The organism is Amphritea atlantica (assembly GCF_024347255.1).
Lineage (GTDB): Bacteria > Pseudomonadota > Gammaproteobacteria > Pseudomonadales > Balneatricaceae > Amphritea > Amphritea atlantica.
In genome coordinates, this window is the sequence record NZ_AP025284.1 from 2,981,665 (window position 1) to 3,005,191 (window position 23,527).

Sequence of the window (23,527 nt, forward strand, 5' to 3'; positions counted from 1 at the left end):
GCGCCAAGCCTATAAATTCTTCTTATCTGTTTAAAATTTTGCAGATTCTATCACATAGAATACTCTGTAAATACCTATAGAATCATCATTTTCTACCCATATTGGTGAAATATAACGTTCAAAATCTGCGTTTAAAATCATTCTTTGATAAATAGAAACACTTCAAAGGACTGTCTCTTTTTGGATACGGATTATCAACGCATTGATAGCAAAGGTATTTACGTTTTAATACCCTTATTATTTACAGGGCCTCATCCGAGTGTATTACTATTCTGGAAGACGAATCTAACCACCTACTACCCAGTATGGGTATTTGTCAGATTTGACTACAGGGTGATCAAAAACACTATGCACTAGTTACAATGATGGCCAGCCAATCTCTTTTGCCGTTAAGGCACCTACAACCACATCATTGAGGTTTTTTGGCATTAACAACCATCCCGGCGAAACCTTTATCCGACCCGCCATTACCTCTGCCCGGGTTTGCGGCAATAGCGGGCTTTGCTGTGGATCAGCATAACCATCCGGAAAGAGGGGTTCGTTAGTTTCAAGGCTATATTTGTCTGATGCGCCGAATGTATGCATCAGTTCATGGGCGATAACAAAATTATTTGTCCCCATGTAATCAACACTGGCGAATCCATTCACCAAACCGATCATCCCCTTTTGCAACCCCAGCGAATGCGACAACTGCAGATGTTCTCTGGGAGAAAAGTATCGCAGATAAATTCTGACATCAGGCTCCGGACCATTCCAGTTATCGTTGCGCCAAGACCACCAGCGCATATGAAGACTCCAGAAAACCCGTTCAAACAATGAGGCATCTATCTCTACCTCAGGAGGCTGCGCCGTCAGTACCGGTGCCAGATGGAACTCCGCGACAGGACTCAGCCCGACATGATAGCGGGCAGATTCGCGTTGCAAAAATTGCTCAATATCATCGAAATGTTCTGCACTGAGGGCATTGATATAGGCCTGAGTATCGGCCCGTCCATCGGCATTGATCGGATAAAGCACCACCCATACAGGCCTGTTCCAGGACTGAATACGCGCGCTGGATAACCAGGTATTCATCGCGACCACAAACAGGATAACCAGCAACAGGATTATCCGCAGCGACCGAAATCGGAAGAATCTCAGCATAGCTCCTCCATTCTCAATGCTGATCAGACAACCATTCGATGATTCTGTTTAACGCTGAACTACTCGAAGGCCTTAGCAACTATATCAGCTAAAAGCTAAAACAATGAATAAAAAACGCAGGGTCTTACCCAGAGTGATGAGGACAAGGGACAGTAACAGGTGACAACGGAACCAGCCCGCGGCAAAACAGAGAGGATCACCGATAACGGGCAACCAGGACAACAGCAACGCTGTAGGACCAACGCTCTGTATAACCCTGAGAGCACGCTGCTGGGCTCTTTTCTCCGGCTGAAGCAGTGGCCAGCGTGCCGCGACCCACCACCCCATTGCAAAAGTCACTATGCCGCCCAGACTATTTCCCACACTGGCTGCCAGCAATAACGTCTGGGGCTGAGAGTCAGGCTGAGTCAGCAGATACCCCAGTAATACCTCGGAACCACCGGGCATGAGGGTGGCAGAGATAAAGCTGCTGACAAACAAGCCCCACACCCCAAGATCAGCCATAATGATCAGCCGCCCTGCTCAATGCGCTCCATGTCGGCACGGATACAGCGCAAGACTCCGTATTCATACAAACCATCCAGCGCCTCATAGACAGGTTTAAGCGCCACCCCGCAGGACGCCATAGATTCACACATAACCTGCTGCACCTGTTGCAACTGGTCCCCCGTCAGCGTTACCACATCAGCCAGACTCAACTGGCCACCGGCGATTCCATCCGCCAGGTGATTGTATATCACATTTTCTGACAGATGCTGCTGCCGGGCGACCTGCGCTACAGTCATCCCCGAACCATAGAGCGCGACCGATTGCTGCACCTGAAGATCTTTATTTTGCGGTTGCTGCTGTTCAGACTGATACTCCCTGATCAGCTCGAGAAACGCATCGCCATAAAGCGCCAGCTTACGCTCACCAATTCCGTTTAGCCTGCCCATCTGCTGATGAGTCAATGGCCGATACATCACCATCTCCATCAGGGTCGCATCATGAAAAATAACATAGGGAGGCACATCTTGCTCTTTTGACAGCGTCATACGCAGACTTTTAAGCCCATTCCACAAGCCATAGTCTTCAGCATCAAGCTTCTGCTGCGGATCATTTCGTTTACGGAAAGACTCCTGCTTGCGCTTATCCTGGCGCATCTCAATCGGCAACTCGCCTTTCAACAAAGGCCGGCAGCTATCAGTCAGATAGAGCACACCATGACTGTTAGCCGCCACACTCAGATACCCCCGGGCGACCAGTTGCCGGAAGACTGAGCGCCACTGATTACGATCCAGCTCTTTACCGATACCGAATGTACTCAGCGTATGGTGTTTTAATTCCAGCACCCGTTCGCTGGATTTGCCCAGCAGCACTTCGATTATATGGTTTACGCCAAACCGCTGACCACAACGATAGACCGCCGAAAGTGCTTTACGGGCGGCTTCAGTTGCATCCCAGACAGGGACCGGCTCAAGACAGGTATCACAGTTACCACAGGGTTCAGGCTGAGACTCGCCAAAATAGGTCAGTAGGGACTGACGCCGGCAACTGGTAATCTCACACAGCCCCAGCATCGCTTCAAGTTTTTGTCGCTCAATACTTTTGTGCAGTTCATCAGCTTGCGAACTTTCCAGCATCTGCCGCAGGAAGATGACATCCTGCAGTCCATAGACCATCCAGGCGTCGGCTGGCAGACCGTCACGACCAGCACGACCGGTTTCCTGATAATAGGCCTCGACACTTTTGGGCAGATCAAGGTGAGCGACAAAACGTACATTGGGCTTATCAATGCCCATACCGAAAGCCACCGTTGCGACCATCAGAATATTCTCTTCCGTCAGAAAACGGTGCTGATTATGTCGTCGCAGCTCGGCGGGCAGTCCTGCGTGATAAGGAAGCGCGTTAAATCCCTGCTCCTGCAGCCACTGCGCGGTGTCTTCCACTTTTTTGCGCGAAAGACAGTAGACAATGCCGGAATCACTGGCATGCTCGGCCTTCAGAAATTTGAGTAACTGCTCTTTAGCCCGATGCTTCTGCCCAATACGGTAGCGTATGTTTGGCCGGTCAAAGCCCTGAATAAACTTTCGTGCGTTCTGCAACCCAAGGCGCTCACAGATCTCTTCCCGGGTACGCTCATCAGCAGTCGCCGTCAGCGCAATTCTCGGAACCCCCGGAAAACAGTCCTGCAGGTAGCTGAGCTGAAGGTATTCGGGGCGGAAATCATGTCCCCACTGTGAAACGCAGTGTGCTTCATCGATCGCAAACAACGCCAGTTGACATTCCGACAGCATTTTCAGCGTGCGCGGCTGCAGCAATCGTTCAGGGGCTACATAGAGCAGATCAAGCTCCCCGCTGCGCAACTGATGCTCGACCTCCTGCGCCATGGCAAAATCCATCGACGAGTTGAGGTAACCGGCAGCGATCCCCCACTGGGACAACGCCTGCACCTGGTCCTGCATCAGCGCGATCAGCGGAGAGACCACCACCGCCACGCCGGGCCGGATAAGTGCAGGCAACTGATAACACAGTGATTTCCCGCCGCCAGTCGGCATAACAACCAGCGCATCCTCCCCGCTCAACAGTGTCTTAATGACCTCCTGTTGCGGTTCGCGAAACTGGTCGTATCCAAAAATCTGTTTTAGGAGATGTCGTGCCTGTTCTATCATGGTCGGCATTATCCGGGATGAAAGGCTGACTGTCATCCAGATTTATCCGATTCTGGACGATTAACACTACGATCTCAGGCTTTTCGCTGTTAGAATCTGCTCACACTTTCTTAGCCGGACCCGAACCTATGCAAAATGCGATGCTGAATACCCCCCTGACTGATGAGGAACTGGATGAGCTTGAAGCATTTATGTTCTCAGATGCAGTATCTGAAGACGCGCTGGATCTGGTCGGCACCCATGGTTACTTCTGTGCGCTGAACATCAGTCCGGTTAAAATTACCGAGAAACAGTGGCTTCAGGAACTGTTTGATGGTGCGCCTGACTACAGCAGCGATACCGAAAAAGCACGCATTGAAGGATTGCTACGCCGGCTATACTTCAGCATTGGCAGCGACCTCTATAACGATCAGGATATGCTGCTGCCATGCGAGCTGACACTGGAAACAGAAGACGACGAAGAGCAAAGCGCTCTGACCAGTTGGGCTCAGGCCTTTATGGAGGCTGTTTTCCTTAAAGAGGACGAATGGTTTAACCACCAGGCTGAAGAGGAAGTCGCCGAACTGATGCTTCCGATCATGATTGCATCGGAACTGTTTGATGATGAAGAGTTTGTTAAAATGCGCGCAGACACCAAACTCTGCGATGAGATGTGCCGCACCATCCCTGACCTGCTGGTCGATCTTTATCTGCTGTTCCACGCCCCTGCTGATAAAAAATAATCCCAGGTCTGTCATCTGACTAAGAAAAAGCCCGCTGATCAGCAGCGGGCTTTTTTTATCTTTCTACAACATCATCAGAGCACGGAGAACACCATTACGCTAGCGTACAATGCGTGCCGTTGACCCCTGCCGCAACACTCTGACTCGCTCGCCTGGCTGGAAAAAGCCATCACTATCGACCTCCTGAACGACCGAGATTGTCCTGCCACTTTCAAGGGTAACCGTGACCTCCTGGCCCTGCTTACGGGTTGAGTTTTCCTCGATTTTCTGCCCCACAATACCGCCAGCGACAGCCCCCACAACAGAGGCGATACTACTACCCTTACCGCCCCCGACAGTACTGCCAGCAATACCACCGACAATTGCGCCAGCACCCGCGCCCAGTGGGCTATCAGTCCGGCCTTCAATTACCACAGGCTTCACTGCATCAACCCAGGCATATTCAACATTCTGAACTTTACGCGCCTCACTGCGGGAATAGGTATCGCCACTCAGCGAAGAAGCACAGCCCTGCAACAGCAACACGACTGCTGCAAAAGTAATCATAATAACTTTGTTCATAAATCAGTCCTGAAAACTGTTGTCATCGTTAAACTAAGTATAACCTGATATGGATTGTCTGAGCAGCGACGCTCTGCCGCATACCGATCTGTAGCTCAAATATCTGCCAAACCCGTGTTACCCTACCACAATTCAGCTTAACGGATCTTTAACAGCGTCTGGCAGATCAGCGACCAACAGGCCTCCCTGAATTTCTGATACCAGGGTCGCCTGCTCCATTGAGCGTATAAAACCTCATGACTTCGACTCATATCACTGATAAGCAACTGTTCGACAGCCTGAGTCAGTTTCGGTTCCACGACTTCCAGATTGGCTTCCAGGTTCCAGCGCAGATTCCAGTGATCCAGATTGCATGAACCAGCAGAGACCCAGTTATCGCACAACCCAAGCTTGGCGTGCAGAAAAGAGGGCTGATATTCAAAAATCCTCACTCCGGATTGCAACAACCGCCGGTAATAACGCTTCGATGCATGATAGACCCAGGGATGATCGGTATCAGGACCAGCGACAATCAAGCGCACATCAACTCCCCGGCGTGCTGCGCGACGCAAACTCCTGCGCACTGAAAAAGCCGGTAGAAAATAAGCGGTTGCCAGCCAGACACGCTCCTCTGCACGATTCATATGGTGCACGAAGCTTCGCTTAATCTGCTGTATCTTAAGCCCTTCAACCTGAGTCACCCGCGCCAACGCCTCACCCGCGCGGGCTGTGCCCGGCAGCCTGATTGGCGGCATCACGCCACCGGACTTAAGCCATTGTTTTGCAAATAGTTGCACCATATCTGCAACCACCACACCCTGCACCTGCAACATAATATCATGCCACGCAAGAGTCCCGCTCACAGGTTCTGCACGCAGGTATTCATCACTGATACCAGTTCCACCGATAAAACCGGTCTGCTGATCTGCAATCAACAGCTTACGGTGATCTCTGGCCAGATTAGCTGCCATTTTAAACAGGCTGATCGGATTATATCGCCTTACCTGGACACCCGCCTGCTCAAGTCTCGCACTGTCTTGCAGAGAGAACTTTCGTCCACCAAAATCATCGATCAGCCAGCATACCTTAACACCTCGCCGCGCTGCGTTGATCAGAGCACTGATGAAGCGATCAGCAACTTCACCAGAGCTGACCATATAAAACTCCAGCAGCAGCGAGTAGCGGGCCTCCTCGATCACTTGCAGCATGCGGGGAATAAACTGAGCTCCTTCTACCAGCAGCTCTACCTGGTTCCCCCCTGACCAGCGATACCTGCCCGTCATACCCGCTCCTTTATCCTGATCTGCTATTAATATCAGTGCTGACGCTGTCCGTAGAGACGCGCGTAGAGTCCGTTCTGCTGCAGCAGTTGTTCATGATCGCCCTGCTCTGCGACCTGACCATCTTCAAACACATAGACATGATCTGCCTGCTTAACCGCACTCAGGCGGTGAGCCACAATAATGGTGGTACGCCCCTGCAGAAAGCTCGCCAGATCGCGATGCAGATTGTATTCCGTCTCTGCATCCAGGGCTGAGGTCGCCTCATCGAGAACGACCACTTTCGGATCAGTCAGCACCATCCGGGCGATAGCCAGCCGCTGTCGCTGCCCTCCTGATAACCGCACTCCCTGACGCCCCACCACGGTATCGAGCCCACTCTCCAGCTGCTCAACAAAGGGGGCCAGTTGCGCCACCTCTAAAGCCTTCCAGAGCTGCTGATCGGTATAGGTCCGCCCCAGAGTAAGATTTCCCCGTACCGAATCGTTAAACAGCGCCGGATGCTGCAACACCGTCGCGACATTCTCGCGCACCCGATCCAGACCGATCTGTTCGACCGGCACACCATCAAACAGTACCTGGCCCTGTTGAACCTGATACAGCCCAAGTAACACCTGTACCAGAGTAGACTTACCGCCGCCACTGGCCCCCACCAGCGCAATCTTCTGACCGGCCTCGATTGTCAGCGACAACCCGCGGAGTATCTCCTGCCCGTTAATATAGCTGAAATGAATATCCCTGAGTTCAATCGCCACCGAAGTACGACCGGTAAAAGGGTCATGCAGATGCGGGTAGTCAGGCTCCTCATCCAACTCAACCAGACGATTAATTCGCTGCAACGCGGCTTTCGCGCCATAAAACGCATACTGTATTCCTAACACCTCCTGCACCGGTCCCATCATAAACCAGAGATAGCCAAATACCGCCATCATCTGCCCGATACTGAGATCGGAAAACACCACCATCCCCATCGATAGCGCCCGGAACATATCAAAACCGACCAGAAACACCATAAAGCTGAAACGGTTAGCGGCTTCGCTGCGCCACTCAAACCGGGTGGCATGATCTCTAAGAGAACGGGCATCCCCGATCAGTCCCTGAAGGTAGTGGTTTTCCCGGTTAGCCGCTCGGATCTGATAGATCGCCTCGAGCACCTCGGTAAGCCCTCCCTGAAACTGCTCATAGGCGCGGTTTTCCCGTTTTTTCAACTCTTTAACCTGCTTACCGATCGTCATCGTCAGCCACACCACCAGAGGGTTAAGCAGCAGGATAAACATCGCCAGTTGCCAGTTCATCCAGATCAGCACCACCGCCGTGCCAATAATTGTCAGCAGCGCGATCAGCAGACGACTGACTGAGGCCCCCACAAACCGGTCTACGGTGTCCAGATCAGTAATAAAATGTGAGCTGACAGAGCCACTGCCGAGGGCTTCATACTCCGCCATAGAGATCCGCTTCAGCCGCTGCAGTAATCCAGCGCGTATACGGAAGATCACCTCTTTCGAGATAATGGAGAACTGCCGCCCCTGCCAGACATTGAACACCAGTGCGGCAACCCTCAATAGAACTGTCAGCAGCAATACCGCTGTAATATAGAGCACCGGCCCCTGCCAGCCGGTGGGAAAAACAGCATTACACCAACTGACCAGCGTTCCGGGCTGGTTCAGCAGCACCTCATCAACCAGCATCGGCATCAGCAATGGCAAAGGTACGCTGGCACAGGTCGCCAGCAGAGCGATCAGATTTGCCTTGATTAACAGTGGCCGGTATTCCAGAGCGACACTGAAGATATAGCGCCAGCTATAATGAGACTGATCCATAACGAGCGGCCTGCTCCCTGATAGTGTAACGGTTTAATTCATCTGTATATTTACGAAGTTTAGCGAGATTCAGACGTCTGCGTCTGGTGATGGAATAAAAAAACCGCTCATGCGGTCTTTAGTATCTGCTTTATGCGACTCACAGTGCGAAAAGATGAACCCACCCGGTCAATGATCCCCCTTGGAGCCGCCCATACAGTTAGGTGACTGAGGAATCTCTCCATTCTGTTGCTGCCACTCCTGCGCAGTATACAGATGCAGCGCCAGCGCATGGATCGGATTGTTCATCAGTTCTGAAAGCGCGCCATAGATCATCTGATGACGGGCGACCGGTCGCTTACCGACAAAATCATCCGCCACCACCGCCAGCTTAAAATGACTTTCTGTGGCCGGCCCACTGTGCATATGGCTTTCATTTTCAATCACCAGATGCTGCAAAGCCAGCGCCTGCCCCAGGCGCTGCTCAATCTCAGTTGCAATACTCATATCATTGACCTGTTTTTACTGTTTTGTGTCCGCCGAATCGGCAGCCAGTTTACTGAATTTTGAGTGAATTCGCCGGGTAATCAACGCCACCGCAATAATTACCAGCGGCATGGCGATCCCCAACGACAGACTCTTATTGATATGCAAACCCTGATCATACAGCACACCGATAAAAATCTTTACCAGACCGATGGTGTAATAGCTGATCGCAGCAACAGAAAGGCCTTCAACCGTATGCTGCATCATCAGCTGAATCTGCGAACGCCGGTCCATTGAGCTGAGTAACTCCTGATTCTGTCCCTGAATCGACAGCTCTACCTGCGTACGCAGCATATCGCTGACCCGGTCGATTCTACGGGACAGATCTTCCAGCCGTCCCGCTATCGCCTTACAGGTGCGCACCGCAGGAATCATCCGCCGGGTGATAAACTCCTGCAATGTCAGGTGACCAGACACCTCATCCTCCCGCAGGTCCGCCAGTCGTTGCATCACCAGGTCCTGATAGGCATTGGTCGCATTAAAACGAAACGTAGAGCTGGCACGATAGGCCTCAACCCGGGAAGCCAGATGGGTTAACCGGCTTAACAGCTGCCGCTCATCGCGACAGCTGGCGTCATCATACTGCTCACTGGAGAGTATCTGGGTCAGCTCAGCCAGCTGCTGATCCATCTGCTGAAGTTCCGGACTGATTGAACGTGCCATCGGCAGCCCCATCAGTGTCATCAATCGATAGGATTCAATCTCCAGAAGCCGCTGAATCAGACGCCCCAGCTGACTGTCACTCATCTCCCGGTTATAGATCAGGAAACGCCCGAAGCCATCACTGTGCAAGCGGTAACTGGTCCACACCTGCGCAGCCCCCTGCGAAGGCTGACTCCCTACCAGACGCATCTCGTCAAAATGGCTTTTCACTTCAGGAATAGTGGGTTCGCCTATAGTGCGGACATCCTCTACCGACATATGAAAAGCCGCGACAATTTCACCACATATCCCCTCAAGCCAGCCCTCTGGCAACTGACTGATGCCAGTTTGAGCAAAGGGTTGCTGGTGGCTTCCACCCAACCAGATAAAGGTATAGGAGACAAACTCCATATGCTTTTCACGGCGAACTTTCAGTTCGCCAAAACGCTGCTGAAAACAGGGCGTATCCTGCTCAGGCACATCGCCGCCGAGTAACTCACACAACTGCTGCAGGTGACTGAACTGTTCAGCTTTCTGGTCTTCGCTGCACACCACAGAAAGATGCGAAATTCGGGCGGGACTGGGGATAACCTGAAACGGTCTCGAGTGCATCTCTTCGTAGAGAGACTCCCTCAGGGGGTGCATTTCAAGCTGAAGATTGGCAGAGACAGACATCAAACTTCCTGATTTCTATTAACAAACCGCTATTGTTAGCGAAACCCACGACCTAAAGCAACTCTCCTGAATACCCGCTACAAAAGAGCCCTGTCAATCCTCCAAAGGAGCCAGCATCAACGGCGTCTGCAACAGATCAACCGCCAACACCTGAGGGGTCACATCAAACCACTGCAGAAACAGCTCCAGCGTTCTATTCTGCGGCCAGTGGTCACCAAACTCATCCCAGGCGGCCAGCTCATTGGCAAATATGTTTTCATAGTGCAGCGCCAACTGCTGCGACACATCGGTTTCGCTGTGAAACTCTTCGGTCAGATATACACTGCCTTCAGCGCGATGCTCGTCCAGTGACATCGGCTGATTCAGCTCATCCTGCTGCTGACTGGCCCAGTCAACAAACGGCTGACGCGGCAGAACAGCAAATCCGGAACGGTTGATCAGTTTCATAGAGGCTTCTCCCGACTTCAGCTAAACTAGTGGCCAGCATTATAACCTCAGCCCCAGAGATGTGAATGAATATCCGCTGCCTGCCCCACCTGAACACTAAACAAGCCTGGCTTGATTTCTGCAAACGAGAGGTGTCCTCCTGTTTTATTGAGAGTCCGGAAGCGATGGTGGATTTTCAGACGACCTATCTGATGATCACGGTACTGGACAACAATACCCGCCATGGCAAACAAGCGATCAAATACAGCCTGGGTTCGCGCAGTTCACTGAAACCTGCCTGGAAGTTTATTCAGGCCTGCGATTTCAATCTGCAGATGATGATCGATGGCCTGGCGGAGATCAATTTCGATGGCAATGTCCGTGATAACTCGCTGTTAAAGGCGCATACCGACCTCACGGTACGCAAGTTTTTCTCTAAAGACCGCTCAATCATCTCGCCGGGAAATCTTGGCCGACTGATCCCCCTGACTGAAGCCCCCTCTCTCTGGACGTTACCACACCTGTCACGCCTGTTGGCAAACCAGCAGTTCCGGGGTTTACGCTCAGAGCAACTGGCACTGCCGGGCAATGATCAGTTTATGGTGGAGTATAAAGGGATACCCGCGCCTGAGGCGCAGGAGCTGCTGGTGGGCATTATTAATCAGCCGGAACAATGGCAGGTTCGGCCACACCCGAATGACGCAGGCCGGTTAATTATTGTGCATCAGGATGCCCCGCTGTGCAGCTTCGAGCCGGATTTCACCCCCCCAACACCAAAACTGGCCCAACGGGGAACCCGCTGGACCAGCTCAGCCTGAATCAATTACCGCATAGCCATCAGGCAGGCATCAGGCCCTCTACATCTTCAGCAGCCTCACCTTCGGACTTTTCGATCAGCCGATAGGGGTTATCGGAGTTCAGCAGTTCCTTACCATTTTTGGTGGGGAACTCAACATCGATATCCACAATCCGGCCATCACGGCAGACGTTGATAATGGTGTCCATGGTAGTCGCCATCAGCGAATATTTATCATCGGGGGCCGCAATCAGTGTCTGCAGACCCAGATCACTCATAAAGCCCAGCGAAGTCACGGTGTTTTCGGCATCCAGTTTATTAAACGCCTCATCGAATACCGACAGACTGATCCCCCCCAGAGTAACGCCATCAGCAGTGTCGCGCAGCCGGTATGTCGCCCCCATTGCTGCCGCAATGGCGACATAAAACGGTACCTGGTGCTCACCACCGGAACCGGTTTTTATCCGCTGGGTCAGCGTGGTCTTACGATTTCCTTCAAGATCTTTAACCACCAACTCAAAGTTATAGAAGTTGCGGTAATCCTGCAGCAGACTGCTTTCCCCCTCATCTTTCAGCACTTCATGAATTTTACTCAGAGCATCCTGATGGGGTCGCTTCTCATCGAACTGCATATCAAACAGCGAACCGACATTGGCCTGATCCATACGGGTATAGGCTTCCACCAGCTCCAGGATATCTTTCAATTCCGGGTTAGGCATCATTTCGAAGCTATACATCTCCCGATGGAATGGGCGGTTCTTGAGATGGGCATTGAGCTCACGAATCAGCTCTTTAATCTTATCGATCTGGTCTTTCAGGTGCGCAACAAAATCGGAACGGAAAGAGGTTTCTGCCTCCAGCCGCGCCCGCTCTGCCTTCTCGGTATACTCCGCCAGCTCACTGTCCCGCAGGGACTGGATCGTATGATCAACAAATTCAGCCAACTGCTCGTGAGTTGAATCTTCGCTCACCTTATCCAGTTCCTGATGGCTGAGACCTGAACCGTGGTAACGGGCTTTATACTGGGCAACACCATCACGCACAATATTCTTCTTGCGTTCAACCAGCCCCAGTTCTGATTGCGCCTTTTTCGCTGATTCAAAGATAATCCGATCAAGGTCTCCAGAACAGGACTCATCCATATAATCCCGTTTTTCCTGGGCGGACTGAGCATCAAACACTGGGTCCGCTTCGCAACGGGACCTGGCTGCAGCATGCTCTTCCAGCTCATTATCCAGCACCTCCAGGGAGGCATTGTCTTTAATCAGACTGGTACGGGTGGACTGCAGCTTGTCCATCAGCTTTTTCTGGGCATCCTGAGCGGCTTTCTGTGCTTCAACCAGTTCAGTAATCCGCTGATGTATACCCGAGTCATCCTGATTACGCAGATCCGTAATGCCCTGACGATAGCCATCGATCTCGCTTTGCAGCATCTCCCGCTGATTCACCAGATCAAAGGTACGTTCGGTGACACCGGTCAGTGCGGCCGTCATGCGGATCAGGTTTTCCCGCAGACTATCCAGCGCTTCATGGTCTTTGTTCAGCGCACTGAACTCGGCCATCATCTGCTCGACCTGACGATCCTGTTGTTGCAACTGGTGCTGACGCCGGCCACCGCCACTACCCATCATCGGCGCTTCTTCCCGAATCGAGGTGGTGGTCCCCTCTGTCTGCAGCATGCAGTCATAGGTCAGAGCCCGCTCCTGTTTCAGCAGCTCGCTTTCGGTTTCTACCGCCATCACCCCGCCCAGTGCGCGGTTCATGTACGCCTGAGCATCATCACTCTGACAGTCAACAAACTGCGCCAGAGACCCTGGTTTAGAACGATTGAGCCACTCATGGGACTTGGTGGTATTGACCACCCGACAGCCTTTCAGATGACGACCTTTACGACGATACAGGGTGATCGCTTCCTTAACCCGGTCCGGATCAACAATCAGCGCTTCCCGACGGGCGCCGAGGAAACTCTCAATGGCAATACGCCATTTCTCATCGTTAATATCCACCAGTTCGCAGATCGGCGTCGATTCGATACCGTAATCTTTCAGCAGCTGCATCAGTTCGCGGGTGTTACGTCGCAGAGGTGCCCGCCCCTCTTTCAGTTGCTCAACCGCGCTTTTCTGACTCTGAATCTCGCTACGTAACTCGTTCATGCGGATAACGGAGGACTCAAACCGGCGGGCGATCTCGCGGCGCACCGAGTCCACCGACTCTTTCAGACGGTTGAGGTTGTTATCGACATCCACCGGTGCCAGCGGCCAGGCTTCCGCCATCATATCTTCACCGGAGCGCCATAACTCAACCGACTCTTTGACCACCGGAATAAAACTATCCGGCAGGTATTGCTGATAGTTGGCAAAACTGACCGCTGAACGCAGCAGTGAATAGACATGCTGGATCTTCTCTTTAACCACATTCAGCTCATGCTGACGGGCATTGATAGAGTTTTCCAGCGCCTTAACCTTGTGGGCGCTATCGGTGTTATTCAGTTCGGCACGGGTATTGGCCAGCGACTGCATGATCTCGCTGAGTTCTTCACTCTTAGCTTCAAGATCTGCCTGCAGAGTGGTTTCTTTCTCCTGATTCTGTTCGAGACGCTCACCCGCTTCCTCTTTTTTCAGATCAGCATGCTCAAACCGGGTCTCATGTACCACCCACTCATATTCGACGGAGTTTTTAACGTTGCGGTCGATCCCTTTGCACTGCTCCTGAACCTTTTCCAGTTCGACGATGCGGTTGTATACCTCACGGGTTTTCTGCTCCATCGCCCGGTATTCATCCAGTGATTTACGGAACCCGCCCACATGGACAATATTCTCATCCAGGACAAACTCACGGATAAAACGGGTGGGACTGTTGATCGGTACAAACTTCAGTGCGTTGCGGAAGTTTTTCACAAACTTCTCATCATCATTGGGCATCTGCTGATCATAGCTCAGTTCAGTGACCAGCTCGCGAATAAAGCGGTTGGCGCGCTTCTCCAGCTTCATATCAGGACACTGCTTCAACAGACTCTCTTTCACCACCGGCCACTCTTTCGGCAGACGGCCTCCATCCTGTTTGATGGTAAAATCTTCCAGCGTCACAGAGAAATCAGGCAGGATAAAACGCCCCAGCACATCCTCTTCGGGTGAGGACAGCGATGCACTGATCGCCAGTCCGACACAGGTCTCTTTACCGGTTTCAGTATCAAAGAAACTCAGAGCGATATAGCTGACGGAATCCTGTCGGGAGTTATCCTTATTGCCCAGATCATCCATAAAACCAAGACAGTAGGTGCGCAGACTCCGCTCACTCTTTTCACCCGCACTGGCGTTAAAGCTGAGATACTTTTTATTCCCCCCCATGAGAACCGTCTGAATAGCATCCAGCAGGGATGACTTACCCGACCCGTTCGGCCCGATGACCGCGACATTACCCTTAATTGGTATCTCCACGGCACCGAGCACATACCAGTTCACCAGCACCATTCTATTGAGCTGTTTCATCAGTGGGTCTCCTCAGGTGCCGCTATGGTGGCGTTGGTTTCAGCGTCTTCTTGCGCTTCTGTGGGCTGAGCCGCAGTCCCGACGACGGCCTCACTGTCTCCCCCCTCTTCCGCGGCTGATGGCGACTCAGGAGTTGCCCCCTCCTCGCCGTCCTCAGCAACCGGTTGTTTAACCACCGGCTGTTCGTCGTCCCGCTCTTCGCAGAGCGCTTCCAACTGGCCGATAAAGTCTTCCACCACCACCTGGCGAATCGCCGGATTGATGGTTAAGGGGATATTTTTCGGGTCCGTTTCGTGGGGCTTGCCCCGCTCAATCACGCCATGCCGGCTAAACAGTGACAGCAGCTCTTTAAGCCGGGTTTCATTGGGAATCTCGCGGCCAGTGAGGTTTTCATACAGCGTCAGCAGCTCATCGGAGGTGATGTAGGCTCGCCCCGCTTCAACATCGAACGATTCCAGTTTCTGTTCATATTGCTGGCGCAGACAGAGCAGAAACAGGGATTCATCCAGTTTCAGACGCATAAAGCGCTCTTCGCCCTTCGGCAGGATACCCAGATAGGCTTCATCTGGCTGATAGATCAACGACCAGCCTATAGCGGCAAAGAGGTTTACAAAGTAGTCCACGTGGGATGCAACCAGGAAATAACTATCCCGGTGCCCTGAGCGTTCAGCGTAGAGAAACTGATTCACCAGCAGCATATTGGCAGCCCGGACGAAATCCTCTTCCTGATACTGATCGCTGCGACCGATGATTTTCTGCAGATCACCCAGCATTATACTTTCCTCTGAATACTGAAATCGCGACACTCAACCATATCCGCGACATTGACATATTTATCTTCAAACTTAATCTCATACTTGTTGGCGGTTCCGCGCCCCTTCTTACCCAGTGAACGCATATGCCGCAGATAACTGAAGCAGATATAATCCTCGATACACTCGATGGTGAAGTCGGTCGCGGTTATCTTTTTCTTGTCGATCAGATGGCGCTCGACATAGAGCTCAATGTTCTCAGGCTTCACTTCCCGCCGGGCTTTGTACTCTTTGAACAGCTGCCGCAGCTCCAGCACCCGCGGGTCAATCTCGACCGGGCGGATCACCCGGGGCCTGGTTTCAACCCGACGACGGATCGGTGAACGCACACTGCCCGGCGCAATAAACGCCACAGATTCAAGGGTGTTGATATGGGGGATAGAACGAGAGTCCAGCTTAGACACATCAGAGATCAGCCGCGATAAACGGGAACTCATACCCGGCGTGGTCTTATCCATGTAACGGACGGTGTCGGCGACCCGCTTCTCCAGCCGGTAACGGAAATCGTCGATGGTTGCCAGACGCTGATCCACCGACTCAAAGATCCGGATAATCCGGTTGATATGGCTATGAACCATCGCCTCAGCATCGGCAAAACTGAGCTCAAACTGCTCCTGATAGTGTTTCGACAGTTTTTCCACTTTAAGCGGATCAAACTGCAGATCCCGCAACATCGTCAGAATCTGACGACGGAAACGAAACGGGTTGTTCTTGGTTTTCAGGGTTTTGTAGTCAGAAACCAGAATATGGGCTACGAAGCGATCGAAGAAGCTGCGGACAATCTCCTGCGGATTTGAGGTCGCTGCCAGACTGATCTTCAGCTCCCGCAGGCCCAGCATCATATCGGTCAGGTGGGCACTGAAATCAGCGGCGGTCTGAGCCGCTTCCTGCAGTGTAATCCCCCGGCCAGCAGGATCACTGATGGCTGACTCAAGAGAACTGAGTACGTTAAGCACCGCACCACCGTAGCTGCGTTTTTCCAACTCATTGATACCGACCAGGGTGCGTAACAGATAACTGATCGCCGGAGACAACAGGACAAAGGTGCGATAGATCCGCTGCTCCTCTTCCAACCAGCCAGTTTCCACCAGTCGTCGATAGATACGGCTGGTATATTCAGCGGTGGAGCGTGGCAGCTCCTGGCGATCCGCTTCGGACTCACCCTCTTCTGGTTCCCAGCGACGCACCCCAAGGCGCACAACAGTATCCTCAATACAGGAACGGATGAGGTCTTTGGGCACAAACGGATCAACCAGATCTTCATCGAAGAACTGATCAGCGAGATCCAGCAGAACCGCCTCGTAGATATGTTTATTTTGTCCAGAAAAAGGAACAAATATTGTTTCGGGAAGCTTTTTGAAAAGCATCTCAGCTAAAATCTCCGGGCACGCAGACTGGAAAAAAGATCTCTGGTTCCGTGTGAAAAGTGCCCCAGGCCGATACCAGCCGACACTCAGCGATGCCAGAGCCTGCCTTACGGCAAAATAGCGCAATTCACACGCGTTTTATTCACACTATCTTTAATAAAGGTACCGATGATAACGGAAATAGCCACACTGACCAAGTGGCAAACAAGACACAACCACCGGGACCAGCTCTTTTCTCAGAAAAAAAATAATAAATATAATTAAATCAAAAAGATAAAATGGTGATCAATGTTTATTCAGAGGGTTCTTTTCGCCTGCTGCAATCGCGCATAGGCTGACAGGAGTTTCTGGTGCTGCACAAACCCCTCCAGCGCCATGGTTGACTCAGCCAGTCCGGCAAACAGTCCATGACCATCGATCATTTCCAGCACCTCAGCTACCCGATCGACACCATAGATCTGCTCCAGCAGAGCGCGATACTGATCCAGTGTACGTTCAGTATCGAGGCGAAAACTCAGGCACTGATGCAAGCAGCGATATAAGCTGGCCCGATCGCCCTGCGGACAGCCTGACCGTTGAATCCAGTCACTCCAGTTCAGCGCTTCTTGCAGTTCACCCAGCTTCAGGTTTAACAGACACTTCAACTCACCTACTCGCAATGAGTCCCACAGGGTTAACGGGTCAGACAGAATACCGATGATATCCACCACCAACTGCTGATCGGAAAAGCCCCCCTCCTCCAGTTTAACCAGCAGATTTTCAGCATCCAGCTCAGTCAGGGAGGGCAGACGCAGCAATGACTGCCGCAGTTCAACTCCGGCATTATTGTTGTTCCAGACCAGCTTATCGACCGGAAAAATCTCTGACATACCGGGCACAATAACCCGACAGCTATACACCCCCAGGTGTTCAAAGTCAGCGATATAGATATCCATATCGACCTTGTGAATCAGATGACACAGCTGTTCAAACTCAGCCTGGGTATCGCCCTCAATATTCCACTCGGTGAACCTGTAATCGGTCTTTGTCGCAAACAGGTCCCAGGCAACAGCACCGGTGGAATCAACGAAGTGGGCATCAAGATTCGCCTGATCCGCCACATCAGTAATATCAAAACCCGGTAGCGGAAAGCCGCTCAGATTTTCAGGACTGCGCCCCTGGAGCAGCTCGGTGACAGCCCGCTCAAACGCTACCTCAAACTTAGGGTGCGCGCCGAAAGAGGCAATACATCCGCCATCCTCAGGGTTAATCAGGGATACGTTCACCAGAGGAAATTTGCCCCCCAGCGAAGCATCCTTAACCAACACAACATAGCCCTGACGACGCAGTGCCTCAATCACCTCAACCGTTCTCGGATAACGCTCCTGCACCTGCCGGGGAATATCCGGCAGACTGATCCCGGAGGAGATAATGGTATTCTTTATATGCCGTTCAAAAATTTCTGACAGTGCCTGAACCCGGGCTTCACTGACACTGTTCCCGGCGGCAATACCATTACTTCTATAGAGGTTGCCGATAATATTGACCGGTATCCACACCCGGTCACCGGTGCGTTGACGCACAAAAGGAATTGCACAGATCCCCCGTTCACGGTTTCCCGAGTTGGTATCCACCAGCATCGACGCTTTCAGTTCACCATCCATGTTGTAATGCAGTCGGGTCGGCTCATCCAGCATCTCATCAGGTAATGCATTCCCCGTTACCTGGAACCACTTCTCATTTGGATAATGAACAAACTCTCCCGAGGCAACCGGCTCGCCCAGATAGTAATCCGCAAAAAAACTGTTACAGCTTAGCCGTTCAAAAAACTCCCCCAGCGCACTCGCCAGCGCCGCAGACCTGGAAGCCCCTTTGCCATAACTGAAAAGTAGCGGATTATTTCGCTCCTGAAGGTGAACAGACCAGACATTTGGCAGAGGATTGAGCCATTGAGTCTCTTCAACTTCAAAACCCAGTGACTGAAGACGGGCCGTCATATGAAGGATTGAATCGTCCAGTGGAGCATCTTTACCGGGAATCATCGACATAGGGGATCCTTGCTACCATTCTCACTAAAAAATCGGGGGCAGACTGCCCTTTCGCAGTTATCAGCTCCAGGCGTGCTCCCCATCATAACGCCCGTTATACAGAAAACCATCCTCAAGCGAAATGCCGCACGATTAATATCGCCGGAGTACTGCCGGGTCAGCCACCAGGACATTCATCAGATCGTTATTTAACCACTTAATAAAACAGTAAAATATTTTATCTTTTCTGCTTGACGCATACCCCACTCATCATTAACATACGCCGCCACGGTTGAGGTGATCCTCGATAGCTCAGTTGGTAGAGCAGTAGACTGTTAATCTATTGGTCGCTGGTTCGAGTCCAGCTCGAGGAGCCAACTTAATCGTTATCGGATGTAATTCCTCGATAGCTCAGTTGGTAGAGCAGTAGACTGTTAATCTATTGGTCGCTGGTTCGAGTCCAGCTCGAGGAGCCATCTTTCAGAACGGGGCATAGCGCAGTCTGGTAGCGCATCTGGTTTGGGACCAGAGGGTCGTAGGTTCGAATCCTGCTGCCCCGACCACCTCTTTTTTATAAAGAGATTGGTGGTTTTTCTGAGACACGAAAGAACAAAACGTGTATAAATAACCGTTCATTCAGTCGGGGCATAGCGCAGTCTGGTAGCGCATCTGGTTTGGGACCAGAGGGTCGTAGGTTCGAATCCTGCTGCCCCGACCACCTCCTTTTTATAAAGAGATTGGTGGTTTATCTGAGACACGAAAGAACAAAACGTGTATAAATAACCGTTCATCCGTCGGGGCATAGCGCAGTCTGGTAGCGCATCTGGTTTGGGACCAGAGGGTCGTAGGTTCGAATCCTGCTGCCCCGACCACTTTAAAGCCGCTATAAAAAGCGCATCTGGTTTGGGAGCTATCCAGGCTAGGGTCATAGATCCTAATACTGCTGCCCCGACCACTTTAAAGCCGCTATAAAAAGCGCATCTGGTTTGGGAGCTATCCAGGCTAGGGTCATAGATCCTAATACTGCTGCCCCGACCACTTTAAAGCCGCTATAAAAAGCGCATCTGGTTTGGGAGCTATCCAGGCTAGGGTCATAGATCCTAATACTGCTGCCCCGACCACTTTTAAAGCCGCTATAAAAAGCGCATCTGGTTTGGGAACTCTCCAGGCTAGGGATCATAGATTCTAATACTGCTGCCCGACCACTTTCTTTGTGTAACAAGTTTCTCGGTAAAAGTATTCGCTTACCAGTTTAACGAAGCTATCCGAGCGATTTTTTTCCTCTTACCGATACAACCGGTTAGAAAAATCTGTTTTTCAGCAAATCCCCTTCGCTGAACCTTAACGAAGTCATTTCGTTATTCACCGGGGTATACATTATCGTCTGTTTTATCTTGTATACAGCTGCCCCGGATTTTTTTAAAACTATTAAACCTGGCCTTCCTCCCCTCTCAGACCTCTTTCCTATACCGGTGATTGCATTACTTGGGTAGAATTATCCGATCTGCCAACAATGGATTGAGTGATAGATCAAAAACATCTATTTACCCCATAGTTATCCTTTGCGCAGTCTTCAATGACTCACGTTTTGGCGTTACCTCAAGCTTTCTTTAAATCTCCCCAGCAAAGCCAATGGCTTCCTTTTTACTTGCCACGAACACCTAAACTTCCTCAAAGCTCATCAATTAAAGCTTTGAATAACTCGGTACAGAAACTGCCATGATTATGCTGCAGCAAAAAAGGGTTTTCAGCCACTTAAATACGAACAGATAAAAACGAAGATACTCGAGATTGCATCAAAATATATCATATCTCTGCAGGATACAGCCTTACACGCACAACCTAGCTTGATCGAATTACAGCAATAATACTTCTCTTTACGATAGGCGGTTCAATTCCCACCCTCTCAAAGAGAAGCCTGAGACACCATATAAATATAAATGTCAACAAATATACTAACCACCAAGGTGCATTTAAATGAAAAAAAACAGAAAATAGGAAAAATTCCTATATAATAAATCATTGAAATCAAAGGAAAATAGCATTTTAAGGCAAGTTTTTTACCAAAAATAGTTCCATTCATTCACAGGGATATCCATAATGATTAAGAAGCACTTTGTAACAGCAGCTATTGCTTGCGCTATTTCAACAACAGCACCATTTGCAACAGCAGCAGGTCAAGCTGGAACAGGTCCAAGCCCATATACAGATTGCGGCATCGGAGCTGCTTTATTCAAAGACACCCACTGGGCAGCTGTATCATCAAACATTATCTGGGATTTGGGAACCACAGCCGTAACGTCAGCGACTATGAGCCCTGAAACTTGTAACGCAAAAAAAATGGAGGCTGCTCAGTTCATTCTTGACTCTTACGAAAGTCTGGTTGAAGAAACAGCTAAAGGACAGGGTGAAAACATTTCGGCAATGCTGGATATCTTCGGATGCCAGGAAAGCCAACAAGCTAGTGTTATTATGTCTGTCCGATCAGATATGGCTAAGTTAGTTTCAACCGAGTCCTATACACAGGAATCAAACGTAACAAAAGCTACTGCCTACTATAATTCAGTAAGCAAAGCAGTAAACAGCTGTTCAGCATAAATTTTGTAAAACTTGTCAGTACATGCACCATTACGCATACGCTGTAATGGTGCACTTTTTTACCACAATTGAAATTTACTGATGTTGCTACGAATTGTAATACTACTGACTTTCTCGATAATCTCTCTCAACGCTGTTGCTGCAAAATCACACGAAAGTGAAGCTTGGGTCAGTGCAGCTAAAAGACAAAACTTATCAATTAACCCAACATGGCTGAAGCTTGGTCATTATAAAGATAAAACTTCATCACAAACTGCGTATAGCAGTGAGATTCATAGTAAGAATTTCTTTATAGCTTCAAACGGCATGACAGACCCTCAGGAAGAGTTATTTGCAACTATTGAGGCCATGTTCACTCCTCTCAACCAGAAGAACAGAGATGCACACCCCCAATGCCAGTTTCCTGCGCGATATCTTTGGTTAAAGAAGCATTTACAAAATACTAATGTTTTACCAGCAGAAGCTACCTGCCCTTCTTATAACGAATGGACACATGACAGCTCAATAGAATCTCTAAGTGTTATTTATGCTACAGGTTATCTCGGAAATCCGGCATCATTCTATGGACATACATTTCTAAAGTTTAACTCTGCTAATAACACCTCATCTTTTCTCGATAAGACTATTAATTATGGCGCAGTTGTTCCCGATGGAGAAAATCCAGTTACATATATATTTAAAGGGATATTCGGTGGATATATAGGCGGTTTCAGCGATGTGAATTTCTATTTTCAAAATAATAACTATGGAGAAAATGAGCTTCGAGACTTATGGGAGTATCGCTTGGACCTTCCTACGGAAAGCGTAAGGCTGATTGTTGCCCACTCCTGGGAGGTATTAAAAAAGGAATACACTTATTTTTTCTTCCGTAAAAACTGCGCTTATAGAATGGCAGAATTGATTGAACTCGCGGAGGGAGTAAACATTATAAAATCTCGCGCTGTAACGTTTCCTCAATCGTTAATCAAGACAATTAGTGAGTCATACATTAATAATCGACCACTCGTACTATCAAAATTTTATCATGCTTCACGACAAACCCGACTTTACCAGAAATACCTTGCTCTCAATGCAAATGAAAAAGCCTTAGTTCATCAAATCTTCAATCATCATAATAAGTTATATGATAACGACTTCATTAAGTGCTCAATAACCTCTAAATACCTCATACTAGACACCCTGTTAGACTACTTGCAATACGTTCGAACACCAGAAGACAGAAACACTGATACTGTGAATTCATTTTACCAACAAGTACTAATAGAACGTTATAAGCTCCCCCCTGGAGAAGTACACATTTCAAAACAGCACGGATATCCCCCCGATAAAGGACGTGATCCGAGTTTAGTTCAATCAGCAATTACTCACAATTCAAAGCTGGGGGATGGTATATCGCTTATTTTCCGCCCGGCATATTATGATGTTCTGGATTCTGATAACAGCCATGTACGAGATTCCGCTTTGACAATGGGTCGTTTTGAACTGCACTCATCACAAGGAGGAAACTTTGAATTGCGTGATTTAACTCTTATTGAAATTGAGAGTATAAATGCGGCAGTAACAGGACTACCCGAAGACAATGGCAGCGGCTGGTTCTTAAAAGCAGGGCTTCAACCGCCTGATCTAACATGCACTTCCTGTTTGATAATGCGAGGTCAAGCTTATTATGGTTACTCAAAACGAATAAGTAATGATATTTTGATTGGGGGATTCCTTGGTGGTCAACTTCAGGATAGCTATAAATCCAGCGGTAATACACGTATCGCTGCTAAACTTTTTACTAATCTTTTTACAGGAAAGGATTACAATATGCGTATTCTGATAGATACAGCAACCCCCTTAGATGGAGCGAAATCTCAGGAGTACGTTACGACTTTTTTATCTAGATACCGTTTGAGTAGGAATTCAGATATTCGATTATCTTATAAAAAAGACAAGGCAGAAGAATACAACCTAACTTTTGGCCTTTATTTCTAATGAGAAGATGTACTAAATCAGATTTAAACCTGATCTGGCAGTTTGCAGCTTCCCTAAGG

Annotated in this window: 17 protein-coding genes and 5 tRNA genes; 9 read left to right on the forward strand and 13 right to left on the reverse strand. The window is 50.0% G+C overall.

The window, feature by feature from the left end; all coding sequences use genetic code 11:
* Positions 1-357: 357 nt before the first annotated feature.
* From OCU43_RS13730 to recQ, 3 genes are all read right to left on the reverse strand, one after another.
* A complete protein-coding gene (locus tag OCU43_RS13730; RefSeq protein WP_091357108.1) occupies positions 358-1,143 on the reverse strand; it encodes a hypothetical protein in 786 nt (261 codons plus the stop codon).
* Between the two features lie 84 nt (positions 1,144-1,227).
* The gene (locus tag OCU43_RS13735; RefSeq protein WP_091357106.1) at positions 1,228-1,647 is read right to left on the reverse strand and encodes a YqaA family protein; all 420 of its coding nucleotides are present in this window, start codon (positions 1,645-1,647) and stop codon (positions 1,228-1,230) included.
* A gap of 5 nt (positions 1,648-1,652) precedes the next feature.
* Positions 1,653-3,794: a DNA helicase RecQ gene (recQ, locus tag OCU43_RS13740; protein WP_091357238.1), complete on the reverse strand. Its 2,142-nt coding sequence runs from the start codon at positions 3,792-3,794 to the stop codon at positions 1,653-1,655.
* A 128-nt stretch (positions 3,795-3,922) separates the two neighbouring features.
* On the opposite strand from recQ, the gene OCU43_RS13745 reads away from it, so the two are divergent.
* Positions 3,923-4,516, forward strand: a complete 594-nt coding sequence (locus OCU43_RS13745) for a UPF0149 family protein (protein WP_091357104.1) — start codon at positions 3,923-3,925, stop codon at positions 4,514-4,516.
* Between the two features lie 99 nt (positions 4,517-4,615).
* On the opposite strand, the gene OCU43_RS13750 is transcribed toward OCU43_RS13745, so the two are convergent.
* The 6 genes from OCU43_RS13750 to OCU43_RS13775 form a co-directional block, all read right to left on the reverse strand.
* Positions 4,616-5,077, reverse strand: coding sequence for an outer membrane lipoprotein (locus OCU43_RS13750; protein ID WP_091357101.1), 462 nt, complete (start codon positions 5,075-5,077; stop codon positions 4,616-4,618).
* A 137-nt stretch (positions 5,078-5,214) separates the two neighbouring features.
* Positions 5,215-6,339 (reverse strand): phospholipase D-like domain-containing protein, encoded by a 1,125-nt coding sequence (locus OCU43_RS13755; protein WP_091357100.1) that lies wholly within the window; start codon positions 6,337-6,339, stop codon positions 5,215-5,217.
* Positions 6,340-6,371: 32 nt separating this feature from the next.
* On the reverse strand, positions 6,372-8,156 hold the full coding sequence (locus OCU43_RS13760) for an ABC transporter ATP-binding protein (RefSeq protein WP_091357097.1): 1,785 nt from the start codon (positions 8,154-8,156) through the stop codon (positions 6,372-6,374).
* A gap of 168 nt (positions 8,157-8,324) precedes the next feature.
* Positions 8,325-8,642 carry a BolA family protein gene (locus OCU43_RS13765; protein WP_091357096.1) on the reverse strand — a complete coding sequence of 106 codons (318 nt, stop codon included), beginning with the start codon at positions 8,640-8,642 and terminating at the stop codon, positions 8,325-8,327.
* A gap of 15 nt (positions 8,643-8,657) precedes the next feature.
* A complete protein-coding gene (locus OCU43_RS13770; protein ID WP_091357093.1) occupies positions 8,658-9,998 on the reverse strand; it encodes a DUF3422 family protein in 1,341 nt (446 codons plus the stop codon).
* 93 nt (positions 9,999-10,091) lie between these two features.
* Positions 10,092-10,445, reverse strand: coding sequence for a hypothetical protein (locus OCU43_RS13775; RefSeq protein ID WP_091357091.1), 354 nt, complete (start codon positions 10,443-10,445; stop codon positions 10,092-10,094).
* Positions 10,446-10,510: 65 nt separating this feature from the next.
* Here OCU43_RS13775 and OCU43_RS13780 point away from each other — a divergent pair, with 65 nt between their 5' ends.
* Positions 10,511-11,242, forward strand: coding sequence for a hypothetical protein (locus tag OCU43_RS13780; RefSeq protein WP_091357089.1), 732 nt, complete (start codon positions 10,511-10,513; stop codon positions 11,240-11,242).
* A 19-nt stretch (positions 11,243-11,261) separates the two neighbouring features.
* On the opposite strand, the gene OCU43_RS13785 is transcribed toward OCU43_RS13780, so the two are convergent.
* From OCU43_RS13785 to ycaO, 4 genes are all read right to left on the reverse strand, one after another.
* The gene (locus OCU43_RS13785; RefSeq protein ID WP_091357086.1) at positions 11,262-14,708 is read right to left on the reverse strand and encodes an SbcC/MukB-like Walker B domain-containing protein; all 3,447 of its coding nucleotides are present in this window, start codon (positions 14,706-14,708) and stop codon (positions 11,262-11,264) included.
* Positions 14,708-15,481, reverse strand: a complete 774-nt coding sequence (locus OCU43_RS13790) for a DUF4194 domain-containing protein (protein ID WP_091357084.1) — start codon at positions 15,479-15,481, stop codon at positions 14,708-14,710. The genes OCU43_RS13785 and OCU43_RS13790 overlap by 1 nt, the downstream gene beginning before the upstream one ends.
* Positions 15,481-16,887, reverse strand: a complete 1,407-nt coding sequence (locus OCU43_RS13795) for a Wadjet anti-phage system protein JetA family protein (protein ID WP_091357082.1) — start codon at positions 16,885-16,887, stop codon at positions 15,481-15,483. The genes OCU43_RS13790 and OCU43_RS13795 overlap by 1 nt, the downstream gene beginning before the upstream one ends.
* A gap of 296 nt (positions 16,888-17,183) precedes the next feature.
* Positions 17,184-18,914 (reverse strand): 30S ribosomal protein S12 methylthiotransferase accessory factor YcaO, encoded by a 1,731-nt coding sequence (gene ycaO, locus OCU43_RS13800; protein ID WP_091357080.1) that lies wholly within the window; start codon positions 18,912-18,914, stop codon positions 17,184-17,186.
* Between the two features lie 280 nt (positions 18,915-19,194).
* Here ycaO and OCU43_RS13805 point away from each other — a divergent pair.
* The 7 genes from OCU43_RS13805 (at position 19,195) to OCU43_RS13835 (ending at position 23,468) form a co-directional block, all read left to right on the forward strand.
* Positions 19,195-19,270 (forward strand) — tRNA-Asn (locus OCU43_RS13805).
* A 23-nt stretch (positions 19,271-19,293) separates the two neighbouring features.
* A tRNA-Asn gene (locus OCU43_RS13810) sits at positions 19,294-19,369 on the forward strand.
* 10 nt (positions 19,370-19,379) lie between these two features.
* Positions 19,380-19,456, forward strand: a tRNA-Pro gene (locus tag OCU43_RS13815).
* A gap of 78 nt (positions 19,457-19,534) precedes the next feature.
* A tRNA-Pro gene (locus OCU43_RS13820) sits at positions 19,535-19,611 on the forward strand.
* Between the two features lie 77 nt (positions 19,612-19,688).
* A tRNA-Pro gene (locus tag OCU43_RS13825) sits at positions 19,689-19,765 on the forward strand.
* A gap of 1,228 nt (positions 19,766-20,993) precedes the next feature.
* Positions 20,994-21,491, forward strand: a complete 498-nt coding sequence (locus OCU43_RS13830) for a DUF3015 family protein (protein ID WP_091357077.1) — start codon at positions 20,994-20,996, stop codon at positions 21,489-21,491.
* Between the two features lie 81 nt (positions 21,492-21,572).
* Positions 21,573-23,468 carry an Lnb N-terminal periplasmic domain-containing protein gene (locus tag OCU43_RS13835; RefSeq protein ID WP_091357075.1) on the forward strand — a complete coding sequence of 632 codons (1,896 nt, stop codon included), beginning with the start codon at positions 21,573-21,575 and terminating at the stop codon, positions 23,466-23,468.
* The last annotated feature ends 59 nt before the right edge of the window (positions 23,469-23,527 follow it).

What these genes read in the sequence shown, in the direction of transcription:
- recQ (WP_091357238.1), bottom strand. Translation starts at nt 3,794, where the DNA reads ATGATAGAACAGGCACGACATCTCCTAAAACAGATTTTTGGATACGAC.
- OCU43_RS13830 (WP_091357077.1), top strand. Translation starts at nt 20,994, where the DNA reads ATGATTAAGAAGCACTTTGTAACAGCAGCTATTGCTTGCGCTATTTCA.
- ycaO (WP_091357080.1), bottom strand. Translation starts at nt 18,914, where the DNA reads ATGTCGATGATTCCCGGTAAAGATGCTCCACTGGACGATTCAATCCTT.
- OCU43_RS13790 (WP_091357084.1), bottom strand. Translation starts at nt 15,481, where the DNA reads ATGCTGGGTGATCTGCAGAAAATCATCGGTCGCAGCGATCAGTATCAG.
- OCU43_RS13765 (WP_091357096.1), bottom strand. Translation starts at nt 8,642, where the DNA reads ATGAGTATTGCAACTGAGATTGAGCAGCGCCTGGGGCAGGCGCTGGCT.
- OCU43_RS13745 (WP_091357104.1), top strand. Translation starts at nt 3,923, where the DNA reads ATGCAAAATGCGATGCTGAATACCCCCCTGACTGATGAGGAACTGGAT.
- OCU43_RS13755 (WP_091357100.1), bottom strand. Translation starts at nt 6,339, where the DNA reads ATGACGGGCAGGTATCGCTGGTCAGGGGGGAACCAGGTAGAGCTGCTG.
- OCU43_RS13835 (WP_091357075.1), top strand. Translation starts at nt 21,573, where the DNA reads ATGTTGCTACGAATTGTAATACTACTGACTTTCTCGATAATCTCTCTC.
- OCU43_RS13785 (WP_091357086.1), bottom strand. Translation starts at nt 14,708, where the DNA reads ATGAAACAGCTCAATAGAATGGTGCTGGTGAACTGGTATGTGCTCGGT.
- OCU43_RS13750 (WP_091357101.1), bottom strand. Translation starts at nt 5,077, where the DNA reads ATGAACAAAGTTATTATGATTACTTTTGCAGCAGTCGTGTTGCTGTTG.
- OCU43_RS13730 (WP_091357108.1), bottom strand. Translation starts at nt 1,143, where the DNA reads ATGCTGAGATTCTTCCGATTTCGGTCGCTGCGGATAATCCTGTTGCTG.
- OCU43_RS13780 (WP_091357089.1), top strand. Translation starts at nt 10,511, where the DNA reads ATGAATATCCGCTGCCTGCCCCACCTGAACACTAAACAAGCCTGGCTT.
- OCU43_RS13760 (WP_091357097.1), bottom strand. Translation starts at nt 8,156, where the DNA reads ATGGATCAGTCTCATTATAGCTGGCGCTATATCTTCAGTGTCGCTCTG.
- OCU43_RS13770 (WP_091357093.1), bottom strand. Translation starts at nt 9,998, where the DNA reads ATGTCTGTCTCTGCCAATCTTCAGCTTGAAATGCACCCCCTGAGGGAG.
- OCU43_RS13735 (WP_091357106.1), bottom strand. Translation starts at nt 1,647, where the DNA reads ATGGCTGATCTTGGGGTGTGGGGCTTGTTTGTCAGCAGCTTTATCTCT.
- OCU43_RS13795 (WP_091357082.1), bottom strand. Translation starts at nt 16,887, where the DNA reads ATGCTTTTCAAAAAGCTTCCCGAAACAATATTTGTTCCTTTTTCTGGA.
- OCU43_RS13775 (WP_091357091.1), bottom strand. Translation starts at nt 10,445, where the DNA reads ATGAAACTGATCAACCGTTCCGGATTTGCTGTTCTGCCGCGTCAGCCG.